At 37.7% G+C, this 14274-nt stretch carries 7 protein-coding genes and 1 pseudogene; 5 read left to right on the forward strand and 3 right to left on the reverse strand.

Annotated elements, in window-relative coordinates; translation table 11 throughout:
• The first annotated feature begins 11 nt into the window (after positions 1-11).
• Positions 12-728, forward strand: a complete 717-nt coding sequence (locus F968_RS06680; protein ID WP_004791511.1) for a response regulator — start codon at positions 12-14, stop codon at positions 726-728.
• Between the two features lie 75 nt (positions 729-803).
• Here F968_RS06680 and F968_RS06685 read toward each other — a convergent pair.
• Positions 804-2230 (reverse strand): annotated as a pseudogene (locus F968_RS06685) (glutamine synthetase family protein).
• A 404-nt stretch (positions 2231-2634) separates the two neighbouring features.
• Between F968_RS06685 and F968_RS06690 the strand changes: the two are divergent.
• Positions 2635-3183, forward strand: coding sequence for a DUF2799 domain-containing protein (locus F968_RS06690; RefSeq protein ID WP_004791516.1), 549 nt, complete (start codon positions 2635-2637; stop codon positions 3181-3183).
• A gap of 44 nt (positions 3184-3227) precedes the next feature.
• On the opposite strand, the gene coq7 is transcribed toward F968_RS06690, so the two are convergent.
• Together coq7 and F968_RS06700 are read right to left on the reverse strand one after the other, a co-directional pair.
• On the reverse strand, positions 3228-3863 hold the full coding sequence (coq7, locus tag F968_RS06695; RefSeq protein ID WP_004791519.1) for a 2-polyprenyl-3-methyl-6-methoxy-1,4-benzoquinone monooxygenase: 636 nt from the start codon (positions 3861-3863) through the stop codon (positions 3228-3230).
• Positions 3864-3866: 3 nt separating this feature from the next.
• Positions 3867-5189 (reverse strand): MFS transporter, encoded by a 1323-nt coding sequence (locus tag F968_RS06700; protein ID WP_081399493.1) that lies wholly within the window; start codon positions 5187-5189, stop codon positions 3867-3869.
• Positions 5190-5355: 166 nt separating this feature from the next.
• Between F968_RS06700 and F968_RS06705 the strand changes: the two genes are divergently transcribed.
• The 3 genes from F968_RS06705 to F968_RS06715 all read left to right on the forward strand — a co-directional run bounded on the left by F968_RS06705 (position 5356) and on the right by F968_RS06715 (position 14175).
• Positions 5356-8088, forward strand: a complete 2733-nt coding sequence (locus F968_RS06705) for an autotransporter assembly complex protein TamA (RefSeq protein WP_004791523.1) — start codon at positions 5356-5358, stop codon at positions 8086-8088.
• A 26-nt stretch (positions 8089-8114) separates the two neighbouring features.
• Positions 8115-12620, forward strand: a complete 4506-nt coding sequence (locus tag F968_RS06710) for a translocation/assembly module TamB domain-containing protein (RefSeq protein ID WP_004791526.1) — start codon at positions 8115-8117, stop codon at positions 12618-12620.
• A gap of 319 nt (positions 12621-12939) precedes the next feature.
• The gene (locus tag F968_RS06715) at positions 12940-14175 is read left to right on the forward strand and encodes a lactonase family protein (protein WP_004791529.1); all 1236 of its coding nucleotides are present in this window, start codon (positions 12940-12942) and stop codon (positions 14173-14175) included.
• Positions 14176-14274 lie beyond the last annotated feature (99 nt).

The raw sequence follows: 14274 nt of genomic DNA on the forward strand, positions 1-14274 counted from the left end.
GTTGTAAAGTCATGATAACTTCAGAAACATCACCTGTAGAAACACGTATTGTGATTATTGATGATGAGCCTCAAATCCGTAAATTTTTAGACATCGCCTTAAGAACACAAAAATACAAAACCACGCTCTGCGAAACGGGTTACAAAGGCTTAGAAACTTTGGCGACCCAAGGTGCCGACTTAGTTATTCTTGACCTAGGCTTACCCGATTTAGATGGTAAAGAAGTCCTTCAAGAATTACGTAGTTGGTCGAATGTTCCCGTTATTGTGTTATCTGTACGCGCTGATGAATACGAAAAAGTTGCTTTGCTCGATGCTGGCGCAAATGATTACATGACCAAGCCTTTTAGTGTGCAAGAGCTTTTGGCGCGCATACGTGTCATTTTAAGAAACCAACCTATTCAGCAAGAAGCACATGTGTATGACGATGGCTATCTTAAAGTCGATGTCACACAACGTTTAGTGTGGGTCGAGCAACAGCCAATCACTTTAACTCGAAAAGAATTTCAACTTTTGACGTTATTAATGCGCTATCAAGGACAGCTTTTAACACAGCCACAGCTCTTAAAAGAACTATGGGGGCCAACCCATCAGGAAGATACGCATTATTTGCGTATTTTGGTGGGGAAGTTACGTAGTAAGTTGGGGGATAACGCGATTCAACCACGCTATATTGCTACTGAACCTGGTGTTGGATTACGTTTTTTAGCTCAACAGAAGAATCATTAATGAGATATAAAAAAACCTTAGGGTATTTCTCCCTAAGGGATTGCAAAGTGGTTTTTATCTTTTAGCTTTTTTTATTTAAATATCCCAATGTTGTTCTGCTTCAGTCATTTGGCTGTAAATATTTTGATATTCAGCCAACTTAACTGTGTACCAATGCTCTACAAAGTCGGCCCCTAAATATCCTTTTAAAATAAGACTTCCTTTAAATATTTTTAACGCTTCTGGTTGGTTGTTGGTTAATAAAATGTGCTCGTCTGGAAATTTTAAAAGATGTGCAGGTTTTGGTAGCGGTAACTTATGAGATAAGCCATATGACGCGCCCGCTAAAATAGTCGCTGTCACCAGATAGGGGTTACAGTCAGCTCCAGCAACCCGATACTCTAAACGTTGATTTTTTAAATCTGAGCATGGAATGCGAATTGCGACATTACGATTATTGGTATCCCAGTTGGCTTCTAATGGCACATGATGACCAATTTTAAAACGTCTATAAGAATTAATATTAGGCGCTAAAATCGCCATAGATGCAGGCATTAACTCAATGAGTCCACTAATCGCGTTTAGTAATTTGACGGAAAGCTCATCTTTTTTTTTTCTTCTGAGCTAAATATATTTTCATGGTATTGATTGAGTAGACTCATATGAAAATGCATGCCACTACCAGCTTTTGCTAAGTTGGGCTTTGCCATGAAACAAGCAGTTAAGTCATGCTTTCTTGCGACTTGCTTTACAATTCTTTTTAAAGCATTAATTTGATCGCATAGCTTCAAAATGTCATGGCTATGTTGGAGGTTTAATTCATATTGTCCAGGTGATGACTCTGCAACAATAGCCGTAATTTCAATAGATTGCAGTAGGGCGGCTTTTTCAACTTCATCTAGGACTTGCTGATAGTTATTCGGTGCATCTATATCGAAACATTGGTTTTCTATGCAGGTTTCAGACTGATGCTGAGGTGAGAAAAGGTAAAACTCTAGTTCGGCCGCCATAACAGGAAAGTAATTGGTAGCATGTAACTGATTTAATAATTTTTTTAATATATTGCGTGGTTCATAATGACAATCTGAGCCATCTTCTTCTTGCATGGATAGGTAAAGCTGAGCATTCAGTTCAGGAGATAATGCGTTGGGTTGCAAGCTGCCTAAAATGGGCAGGCAAAGTCTGTCTGGTTCACCAATATATTTTCCTAAACCTGTCTCTTCAATCACTTTTCCATCAAGGCTCATGGCGTAAACAGAAAGTGGAAAATAGCATCCATTAGAGAGATTCTTTAAACTTTTAACATCAATCCGTTTGCCACGAATATGTCCGTTTAAGTCGTGCAGACAAATATCAATGTGCTGGGTATGAGGATATAAGTTTAAATATTCATCAATCTCTTTTAAAAAAAGCTCGGAGTTGAAAATGTGAGTTTGTGTTGGAGGAATAAAATCATCTGATATTTTAAATGCCTTAAAGTAAGGATTTTGTAAGTTTAAACTTGGGTAAATATGCGTACTCATTATAAAAAACCTTGGTGGTTATTTAGCTAAAATCCTACCGTAGCGTTTGAATTTAATCGCGTAAAAAAAGAGTAAAATGATTAAACAGTAATTCATGAATGGTTTTGGTTTTTTGTTTTAATAATCAAAATCTTGCAATTAATTTTTAAGGTAATTATTTTAAGTAAAATTAGTGTATAAAGGTCGTTTAAGAGCGAGTAAATTTCTGCGAATTTGCTTTTTTTAATTAAACAATATTAAGAATTATGACCTTTCAATTTGGTGAGATAGTCAAACTGATTTAAACTTAAGACTTATCCAGTGAATCACTTATTTTTGAAGTCTTGAATAGAGCAGGACCTTTTAGGGTGTTTACTGGAATTTTATTTTTGCGTTTTTTTAATTTATTTTTGAGTTCTCTTAATATGAAAAATATCGGTTTAGCCATTCTAGCAATCAGCCTTTCAGGTTGTGCTGCAATGAGCGTAGAAGAATGTAAGACTGCGAATTGGTCATTAGTGGGTGAGAAAGATGGTTCAAAAGGTTCGTCACCACGTTTAGATCAATATTACAAAGCATGTGGAAAAGCCAATATTGTTCCAGATCAAAAGTCATATGAACGCGGGTATAAAGAAGGGCTAGGGTATTATTGCCAGCCAACAAATATTTTTTATAGCGCTTTAGAGGGTAGTGGTAATATCAATGTGTGCCCAGTTGAGCAGCGTAATCGTTTAAGACCGTATTATCAGGCAGCTTCCGACTACTATAATGCAAAAAATGAATATGACCGTTATGACGAAAAGTTTAAGCAATATTCTGACAGTGCTTATAACGAAAAATTAAAGCCCGAAGAGCGTGAACGTTATCGTAAGCTTTTAAGAGAATTACAAAATGATCGTGACCGTATTAATCGAAACTATTGGAACTCAATTCGAGATATTGAACGTTTCAAATATGATCACGGCTTAAAATAATATTTAAAAAGGATTGATCCGAATTAGATCAATCCTTTGTTTTTTTAAAGATAATAACTAGTTTTTGTCATTAGCTTTGAAATAGCAGTCATCGTAATTTTTACTGCATATGGTAATTCAACACCACCTGCCTCAAGCGCTGTATGGCGATGATGTAACTCATCTTCATTCATTTGCTCTAAAATTTTACGAGAACGATCATCTTGAGCAGGTAACTGGTTTAAATGATCTTGTAAATGAAGGCTGACTTGACGTTCAGTTTCGGCCACAAAACCTAAGCTATATTTGTCACCAGCAATACCCGCAAGTGCGCCCATGCCATACGAAAGCCCATACCAAATTGGGTTTAATAAACTAGTATGACTATTTAGCTCTTTTAAACGAACTTCACACCACGCTAAATGATCTTGTTCTTCAATTGCTGCTTGTTGCATTTCTTTGCGTACATTTGGCAATTTCGCCGTTAATGCTTGTCCATGATAAAGAGCTTGTGCGCATACTTCACCACTATGGTTAACACGCATTAAGCCTGCAACATGACGAGCATCTTCTACACCTAGTTTTGCTTCAACCGATTCGGCTGGATTTTGGCGCTGTGCTGCGGTTGCACCCGGAACAAGACTACGTAATGCTTGATCAAAAGAGTTAATGAGCTGATCAATTCCAGTATAGTGGCGCATAAATTAGTCCTCCAAAGAAAGATGTGCTGTGGCAAGCATTGGTTTTAGACGTGCTAGAAGCCAAATACTAAAGATTGCACTAAGTACAGCTGTAATAATAAAGAGTATTTTAATATCAATTTTTAAAACACTTAAGATTAAGATTGAAAAAATTGCAGATGAAACCATAAAAACGGCATTTAAAATGTTGTTTGCTGCTACAACACGAGCGCGATGTGAACGTGGTGAATAAGCCTGCATCATGGCATATAAAGGAACAATATAAAAACCACCGCTAATTCCAAGTAAAGTCACCGCAATCATGACGTGATAGTAAACCCAACCTTGGGTAAAAATATCTTTTAATGTAAGTAATGCGCCAGTTCTTTCGGGTACAAAAGCTAAACTGGCAGCAAGGTAAAGCGCAAAAAGGGTAAGACCAATCGCACCAATTGGTACCATTTTAATATTAATTTCTGAGCCACCAATTTTACGACAAAGAAGAGACCCGACTCCAATACCGACTGAAAAGAAAGTAAGCAAAAGGCTGACCACATTTTCTGATGCATGCAGATTTTGTTGAGTAAGCTGTGGAATTTGCGTTAAATAAGTCGCTCCATAAAACCAGTACCATGAGTTGCCTAGCAAAATAGTAAATACTAACGGTAAGCTTTTGGCATACTTGATCGTTTGGAAACTGGTACGAATGAAATTCCAATCAATATCTAAGTCAGGCGCGGCAACTTTCTGTGGCAAGATGAAGCGACTACATAAATAGCCAATGCAAGCAATAATTACAACAGTAAGACTAATCCACAATAAGTTCCCATGTGATGATGCAATTACAGCACCACCTAAAATCATCCCGAATAAAATTGCCATTGATGTGCCCGACTGAAACAGAGCATTACCAGACATTAATTCTTGTGGTTTTAAAATTTCAGGCAAAATTGCGTATTTAATGGGACCGAAGAATGTCGAATGTGTACCCATTAAAAATAAAGCGAAAAGAAGTAGCCATAAGTGACCCAACATGAAACCAGCAGTACCGATGAGCATAATGATGATTTCTAAAATTTTAATGCCACGGACGAGTTGAGAACGCTCATATTTATCTGCAATTTGCCCAGCAGTGGCCGAAAAAAAGAAATACGGCAAAATAAATAAGAGGGCTGCCAAATTATTAAGTGTGCTTACAGGAGCAGATTGTTGCTGAATCCATCCATAAGTAATCACCAATAATAAAGCTTGCTTAAAAACGTTATCATTTAATGCGCCAAAAAACTGGGTAAAAAACATCGGTACAAACCGACGTGAGGTCATCAGGTGCTCATCTTGTTTCATCATGTGCAAACTTCATTGTGTTTTATAAAAAAATGTGACCGAGTGTTAATTTGCATCGAAAACCATGTATGATATTTTTAACGCTTGATTAAATGAAAAATCAATGGTTTTGAGTGAGTTTTACACTTACCTTGGTGCGTTTTATTAAAAAATAAGTCTAGAGTTTTCTATGCCTTCTAAAATTAAGTTTAAACAGTCAACTCTCTCTCATTCTATGCATTTAATTTTAAAAATGCAGGGGATTCCTAAACTTATTTGTAGCAGCTTGTTGTTAAGTGTTTGTGTAACGCCAAGTTTTGCTCAAACCTCAGTTGAGAGTAACACTTCAACTTTAAATCAAACGGTGCCTGATGCGTCGACTGAACAATTAGTTCCAGTGAATCAGCAAACAACTGCTCCTATAACAGATATTGCTACACTTGTGACTCAAGCGCAGCAACAACAAGATAGCTTGGCTATATTGCAACAACAAGAACAATTTCCAAATCAAATTGACGAATTTAAGCCAATTACGCTTGATAATCTTGATGATTTACCGGAAATGCCTGTTGATCAAAACATGGCAAACGAGATTTATAAAGTCGCTGAAGAAGCTAAAAGTGAGGCGCAAAACTTCCAAAATGGTACTCAGAAGCTACCCGAAGTTACAGTCAGTGATGCAACTCAGTCTGAGTTAAATCAGATTAATCAAGCGCCTGTAAATATTGATCAGCTTATGCAAGAGATTAAATCTGATAGTCAGATTGTAGTCGAAGCAAATGAAACTGGAAAAACTTTACCTGAGTTAACTCCGGAGGCTGAGCAGCCACCTGAGCAAGCTGGTTTCTTTAAACGTATTTTAAATAAAGTCCGCCCACCACGTGCAATTCCGATGGAACAAGTGCCGCGTATTAGTGCAGATGTGGACGGTGCTTCAGATGCACTGGCTAAAAATATTAAAGGGAAATTATCAACCTTCACCCAAGAATCATTCGAAGATTTTAATGCGGCTTTACCTCAGCTCAGAACATTAAGTAATCAGGCTGCTCAAGCAGTGGGTTATTATAATGCTGAGTTTAAATTTGAAAAATTAAGTCCGAGCCGGGTTCGTGTTAAGGTTACCCCCAATGAACCAGTGCGAATTAATGAGCAAAATATCGAATTTACTGGTGCTGGTGAAAAACGCCCTCAGTTTCAGGTTATTCGCTTAATTCCTGATCAGGATGTTGGGGATATCTTTAACCATGGTTTATATGAAACCACTAAAACCAGAATTGTTAACGCAGCCACTGATAACGGTTATTTTGATGCTTATTGGCGACTGCACGATGTGAAAGTAAGTCAGCCAGAAAACAAGGCTGATATCAATTTGCGCTACGAAACAGGTGAGCGCTATAAATTAGATAAGGTTGAGTTTCGCATGAGCGATCCATCGAAACCCTTACCTTTGAACCAAAATATTTTAGAAAGTATGGCCCCTTGGAAAGAGGGTGATGACTATGCATTTTGGCGTGTAAATACTTTAGCAAATAACCTAACCAACTCTCGTTATTTTAACTACACCTTAGTTGATAGCATCAAACCCGATCCAATTGAAAAGCCACTTGAACTACCACCAGATTTGCAAGCTTTAGTCGATGAGCAAAATATCGATGTTGATGAGTCTAATTTACTTTCACCTGAAGAAAGACAACTTGCTAAAGCACGTCAATTAGCCACATCTAATAAAGAAGTTACACAAAATGTAGTAGATGAAAAACAGTTTGCTGGAACACAAAAAGTAAAAGAGGGAGAACCTCGAACAGCAATGTTGCAAAGTGCTCCAAGTCAGCAGGATGATAAAGAAGCTGAACAAGATCGTTTACAAGCTCAAGCACGTGAAACGAAAAGAATTCCAGTCATTGTGACTTTAAATGCAGATAAGCTAAATAGTTTAGAAACAGGTATTGGTTATGGAACCGATACAGGTGCACGTTTACGTAGTCAGTATCGCCGCTCTATTGTGAACAAATATGGTCATTCTTTTGATGCCAACTTAGAAGTCTCACAAATTCGTCAATCGATTGATGGGCGCTATAGTATTCCCTATAAGCATCCGTTAAATGACTATTTTAACATCGTGGGCGGTTATGAGCGTGAAACTCGTGATGACATTGGTCCAGATGTAAGTTTGCTTACTGAATCCGCTGTTGTTGGTGGTGAGCGAATCATTAAGCGTCCACTAGGGAACTGGCAACATACTTTTGGTGTCCGCTACCGTTTAGACCGTTTAACCCAACAGGGTAATGTTGATATTTCTGAGTTACCAGATGCATTTAAAACTGCGGCATCAGAGCAAGAAGCATTATTATTTAGTTATGAAACCTCTAAAACTTCAAGTAATACACGGTTAAACCCAACGAAAGCTTTTAAACAAACCTATAAATTAGAATTAGGTAGTGAGAGTTTACTGTCCGATGCCAATATGGCTATTGCAAGTGCAGGTTGGAGATTTATTTATTCTCTTGGTGAAAATGATGATCATCAATTCGTTGGGAGATCTGACCTTAGCTACATTTTTACCGACGATTTTGACAAAGTTCCGTACAATCTTCGATTCTTTACTGGTGGTGACCAGACAATTCGTGGTTTTGACTATAAGAGTCTTTCCCCAGAAGTAGATGGATATAAAATTGGGGGGCAAGCTTTGGCTGTAGGTTCTTTAGAATATAACTATCAGTTTAAGGATGGTTGGCGTGCTGCTGTTTTCTCAGACTTTGGTAACGCCTATGATAAAGACTTTAATAATCCAGCAGCTTATAGCGTTGGAGTTGGAATTCGCTGGAAGTCTCCAATCGGACCAATCCGTTTAGATGTCGCATCGGGTATTTCAGATGAAAACCATCCGATTCGTTTACATTTCTTTATAGGCCCACAACTTTAAAAATAAAATTTTATTAGGTTTATTTTATGGCGGATGTAGAACAGCAGCCAACTTCGGCACCTCGCTCACCTAAGAAGCGGCGCATTTTGCGTAGTTTCCTGCTGACGATATTGATCATATTTTTATTATTAGCGTCTTCGTTAGTCATCATGATGTCAACAGATCGTGGAAGTCGTTTTTTATTAGATCGGGTTTTAGAAGCTCAGAAAATAATTAAATATGAATACGAAGGCGGAAACTTACTGCGCGGAATTATTCTTAAGAATGTTTTGGTGCAATTAACGGAAGTTGATGTTTCATTAGACAGAGCTGACGTAGGTTTGGGTTGGCGCTCTTTATTGTTAGAAAAAGAAGTGCATTTAAGCCATGCAGATGTGCGTAATTTACGTATTATTAATAAAACACCGCCGTCTGGTAAGGCATTCGAATTTAAGCCAATTAAATTACCATTTGTTCTACGCGTCGATGAAGCTGATGTTGATCATTTAGAAATTAAGCTAGCAACCTCAGATGTAAATTTTCATGATGTACATTTGCAAGATGCACTTTGGTCAGAGACTAAACTGGAATTTGAAAAATCCAGTATGGATATGGGCTATCTTTCAGTCCACAATGCCACAGGAAAAATGGATTTCAGTGGTAAATATCCATTAGATGCTACAGCAGATTTAAGAATCCCATCTTTAAAAAGTTTAAATATTCAAAATATTAAAGTCGTAGCACGCGGAAGTTTGGATACTTTAAAAGCTGGGGTTGCAACAACAACTCCCGATTTATTAACGGGTTGGGTGGTATTGCATCCTGTTCGTGATGAAGTTCCAATGCAAGGTGAATTATTACTAAAAAATTATCAATTACCTTTATTGGTTGAACAAAAATTATTTGCAAAAAATGGTGTAATCAAGTTTCAAGGTGATATTAAACAACTTAATTTAGCCGTTGATACAGATTTAAAAGGTGAGAACTTACCTGAAGGTCAATACAACGCTTTAATGAATACTGATTTGGTTCATCAGTTGAATATCACTGATTTTAATGGCCAAGTCATGAAAGGCGCTGTTAACCTAAAAGGATTAGTCAGCTGGAAAGATCATGTTACTTGGGATATTAAAGGCCGTTTAGACCATATTAACCCTAAAGACAAAGCCATTCCTCAGGTTGTACAAGACTTTTTACCACCAAGTTTAGATGCCGCTGTTGCCTCAACCGGTTCTTTAGAAAAAGGTACTGAATTATTTGCTAACGTTGATTTTGACCGTTATGAATCTTGGAAGCTTAAGTTTAATCAGGCTCCTGAAAAAAATAATAAACCTCAGCCAATGCTCATGAATGTAGCTTGGACGAAAATAGATCGTGCAATGCCTTATATTGGGTGGTTAAGTAGTGATAGTGGTCAGGTCGATTTAACGTTACGTGATGGTCAGCAAGATATTAAAGTTGCGACAAAAGTATATCAGCATGAAAAAACTTTATTGCCAGCAGGACAATATCTAGCCAATCTGAATGTTAAAGATAACGTTTTAAATGTTCCCAATTTTAGTTTTGCTGCTGAAAAAGGTAGCTTAACTGGTCAGGCTAAAGTATTTCTTCCGACTGAAAAACGTCAGTTGGTCTGGAATGCATTATTAAATGCAAAAGATTTTAATCCACAAAGTATTCATGCGGCAGCACCTGTTAATCTTTTAAATGGTTCGATTAAAGCAAATGGTTTTGCTAAACCAAATCAGCAAATCATTCAATTTGAGAAAATTGATTTAACTGGTCGACTAGCTCAAGCTGGTCAAGAGACTGTAAGTTTGGGGGGGAAAAGTACCGCAGCATTATTATTCCATGATGTAAAAGCTGGTGGTGGCTTTAAAGGTTTTGCAGTTAATTATGATGGATCTTTAAAAGCCCTAAAACAGGCAAATGGTTTATTGAAGTTTTCTATAGCAGGTACACCAGATTTTATTCGAATTAACCAGTTACAACATGATGGTGTCGCTGGGAAAATCTATGCAACAGGTTCTGTAAATTTGAAAGATCGCATTGCATGGGATATTAATAGTTCATTGGTGCGCTTTAAACCTCAATATTTTACCTCAGCTGTAAAAGGTGAACTTTCAGGTAATCTGAAAACCCAAGGGGTTTGGTCAGATCATTTAAAACGAATTAATATTCAACAATTGAATCTTGCTGGTTTTATAAATAATAAACCTGTTCGAGGTAAGGGGAATCTATCTTTATTGATGGACTCTAACCAAAACGGCTTTTTACCTCAGCAATTTGAAGCAAATAATTTATTTTTAGTCTATGGGCAGAATCAGCTACAGGCGACAGGTAATGCTCAAAATCTAAAAATTAAGCTCAATGCACCAGCACTTTACGAGTTATACCCAGGATTACGCGGTCGAGCTTATGGGGATCTGAATGTACAATCACAGCCACGTTTAAAAGCAACAGCAAATATCGCAGTAGATGATTTTGCTTTTAATACTTTAGTGAGTGTGAAGAGATTAAGTATTCAGGGTGAACTTCCGACATCGGAAACAACGCCAACTCAATTAACCGCAAAATTAGATAATTTGCGTAGTGGAAATAGACAAATTCAGTCTGCTGAAGTGAATTTGACAGGAACGAGAAAAGCGCATTTATTGAAAGTACTTGGCAATAATAGTATTTCAAAGTTCTATGTTCAGTTGGCAGGTGGGTTTAACCAGAACAATGATTGGTTAGGTCAAATCCAAAAAGGAAGTTTTGATTCACGACGTATTCGTCTGGCACAAAATCAAAATGCTCCAGTGATTTATTCTTCTGCAAGATCTGAGCTATATGTAGGTCAACATTGTTGGCAAAGTGCGAATAGCCAGCTCTGTTTTGATCAGCCAGTACGAGTAAGTAAGGCTCGCGGTAATATTTCGTTTGTAACTCAAAACATGGATTTAAGTGACTTCGCGGCATTTATGCCAGAAGGCTTGGCAATGACGGGGCAACTAAATGGTTATGCCAAGGCAGCGTGGGTAAACGGAGGCAATCCAAAACTTGATGCACGTTTAATTACGCGTAAAGGTGAAATTGGTTTAGCTGCTGAAGATCCACAAGATCCTGCAACTACTCTGGCTTATGATGAACTGGGTATTATTGCAAAAAGTGTATCTGAAGGGCTGTTATTCCGTGTTGATGTGAAAACACCTGATATTGGTACGGGTTATGCGAACGTCATTATCAATCCATTCCAGCCATCAATGCCAATGCATGGTGAAGTTGCATTTAATGATGTTCAATTAAAAGTATTAAAACCATTTATTCAAGATGTCCGTAAACTGAGCGGGACCTTAGCCTTGGCTGGTAAAGTCAACGGTACATTAACTCAGCCACAATTTACTGGTGAAATGCGTTTGAAAAATGGCGCAATCAGTATGATTTCGCTTCCAGTTAATTTAACGAATGTTCAGGTTTACTCATCAATTCGTCAGGACATGGCAACAATTGATGGCGCGTTTAACAGTGGTCAAGGCGTAGGGCTTTTAAAAGGTAGTTTTGAATGGAAAGATTCGCCGCGTCTTCAATTAAACCTCAAAGGTGATAATTTACTTGTACGTCAGGCTCCGTTAATTACTGCAATTGCTAATCCAAACCTTACACTTGATATGTATCCTTTCGATAAGCGTTTAAGCTTAAAAGGATCGGTAGATGTTCCTCGTGCACGTATTTCAATGCCAGAAACAACTGCTCCAGTCATTAATACCTCATCAGATGTCCGCATAGTTCGACAAGGCCAAGATCCGCTTGCAATTTTACGAGCTGCTAAACCTTGGGATATTCGAGCTGATATTGCTGTTAATATTGGAAATCAAGTGATATTCCAAGGCTTCAACAGTAATATTCCATTAGTTGGTCGTTTAAATTTAAGCCAACGTGGCTACGAAACTGCAATGCGAGCGAATGGGGCAATTGGTGTCAGTCAAAAAGTGAAAATCGAAGCCTATGGGCAAAGCCTAGATTTGAATCGAGCAATTGCTCGTTTTAATGGTCCATTGGCAAATCCAACTTTAGATATCGATGCCAACAAAAATGTTCAGGGCAGTATGGTTGGGGTACGTGTTACAGGTACTGCAACATCGCCAAACATTCAGGTTTACAATGATGCCGGACTATCTGAGCAAGAAGCATTGAACGCACTCGTTACCGGACGTATTAACGAAGGTTCAAGTGGTTTAAGTAATGCAGAAGGATTTAAGTCCGATGTAAATAACACCATTGCTGCCGCAGGGATTAGTATGGGGTTGGGTGGTACACGTGCTTTAACGAATCAGATTGGACGTACTTTCGGTTTGAGTGGCTTGGCTTTAGATGCACAAGGTACGGGTGAAGATACGCAGGTGAGCTTAACGGGCTATATCACACCTGATCTATTTATTCGTTATGGTGTTGGCGTATTCACCCCAGTGAACAAACTGACTTTACGTTATCAAATGAATCGACGTTTATACTTAGAAGCAAGTCAGTCTTTAGAAAGAGCGATCGATCTTTTCTATAACTGGCGTTTCTAGTAGATGGAAATTAAACATTAGAAAGTACCTTTGTAACTATAATGATTTGATTAGTCTCAAGTAATAACAAAATAAAAGCTCACTTCTTAGTGGGCTTTTATTTTAAGTATTTCTATATGAATTGAAAAATTGAATATTTATCAATATAGAGTCTTAATTCTCTTAAAAAGAACCAAAGCTTGAACAGGCTTTTAATTAAAGAAAACTCACTTGAAAATTACTATTTTATAAATTAGTTTTCAGAATCATTAAATGAAACTAAATTGATAATACCTTGTTGATAAGTGCAAATAAGGTGGTTTTTTCCAAGGATATAGCAGTGAAAATAGATACTTCTGTTGAAATTAAATATGACAAGGAAAACGATACAAATACTAAATATCGTGGGCTAATTCAAAAACTAACAGCAACATTGTCGATGACACTTTTGTCATTTGGATGGGGCTCTACCGTAAATGCTGCACAACAACAAATTGCTTTAGTCGGAACATGGACATCGATCCCTAACGCACCACTTGCGCAAAAACCAAAGCAAGCCAGTGAAGGTTTGTACCAGCTTAAAGTCAACAGTGATGGAACATTAACTCCTGTTAATGTCTTGAAAATGAAAAGCCCTTCTTGGATTGTGAAATCGAAAGATGGCCGTTTTGCCTATACTACTAATGAAGAAAATGAAGGAGCGGTGACTGCATTATCCATTCAAAATGGAAAGGTGAATGTATTGAACACAGTGGATAGCCATGGTGGACATCCAACACATGCATCAATCAGTTTAGATGGTAAATTCCTATTTGTGTCGAACTATTCCGCATTTGATAAAGGTCGTGGTGGGGTAGCTGTTTTCCCAATTTTGTCAAACGGCCATTTAGGTGAAAAAGTACAAAATATTGTTTTTAGCGAGGGTTCTGGTCACGTCAAAGGTCGTCAGGACAGTGGTCATGCACATTCGACCACATTTAGCCCAGACGGTAAGTATCTATATGCAAGCGATCTTGGAAATGACAAAGTCTATACTTTTCACTATAACCCGAATAAATCACAACCACTCGAAGCGGATAATAGCCGAGATGTGACTTTTACGCATGGTTCTGGCCCGCGTCATATGGTCTTTTCACCAAATGGCAAACATGCATACGTTACCGCAGAAATGCGAAGCGAAATTGTGACATTTAATGTGCAAGATGGTCATTTGAAAAAAGTGGCTGAGTTAAAACTAATTCACGAAAACAAAACACCTGAATTTAAGAGCGCGAGTGGAATTATCCTCAGTCCAAATGGCAAATATGTGATTGCTGCTAACAGAGGGGCAGACAATAAACTTTTGGTATTTAAAATTCAGCAGAATGGATTACTAGCTAAACCAGTAGTTTATAAGGCCAATGGTATTGAACCACGTGCTTTTTCATTCGATGCATCGGGTAAATATCTGTATGTAACCAATGTTTATAGTAATAACATTAGCTTGTTCCGTTTTGATGCCAACAAAGGCACCTTAAAACCCGTTGGCGATGCGGCAAAAATATCAACACCGACTGATATCAAATTTTTTAATTAACTCAAACTAGCATTTCTAATGCTTGATATAAAAAAGCCGAAGGGAAATCATCTCGGTTTTTTTGACTGTTTTTGCAAAAAAGATGATTTTCCGTATGAT

It is taken from the genome of Acinetobacter sp. NIPH 817 (genome assembly GCF_000368405.1).
Taxonomy (GTDB): Bacteria; Pseudomonadota; Gammaproteobacteria; order Pseudomonadales; family Moraxellaceae; genus Acinetobacter.

Excerpts from the sequence above, each read along its gene's own strand:
- F968_RS06680 (WP_004791511.1), top strand. The coding sequence starts at position 12 with ATGATAACTTCAGAAACATCACCTGTAGAAACACGTATTGTGATTATT.
- F968_RS06700 (WP_081399493.1), bottom strand. The coding sequence starts at position 5,189 with ATGATGAAACAAGATGAGCACCTGATGACCTCACGTCGGTTTGTACCG.
- F968_RS06690 (WP_004791516.1), top strand. The coding sequence starts at position 2,635 with ATGAAAAATATCGGTTTAGCCATTCTAGCAATCAGCCTTTCAGGTTGT.
- F968_RS06710 (WP_004791526.1), top strand. The coding sequence starts at position 8,115 with ATGGCGGATGTAGAACAGCAGCCAACTTCGGCACCTCGCTCACCTAAG.
- F968_RS06705 (WP_004791523.1), top strand. The coding sequence starts at position 5,356 with ATGCCTTCTAAAATTAAGTTTAAACAGTCAACTCTCTCTCATTCTATG.
- coq7 (WP_004791519.1), bottom strand. The coding sequence starts at position 3,863 with ATGCGCCACTATACTGGAATTGATCAGCTCATTAACTCTTTTGATCAA.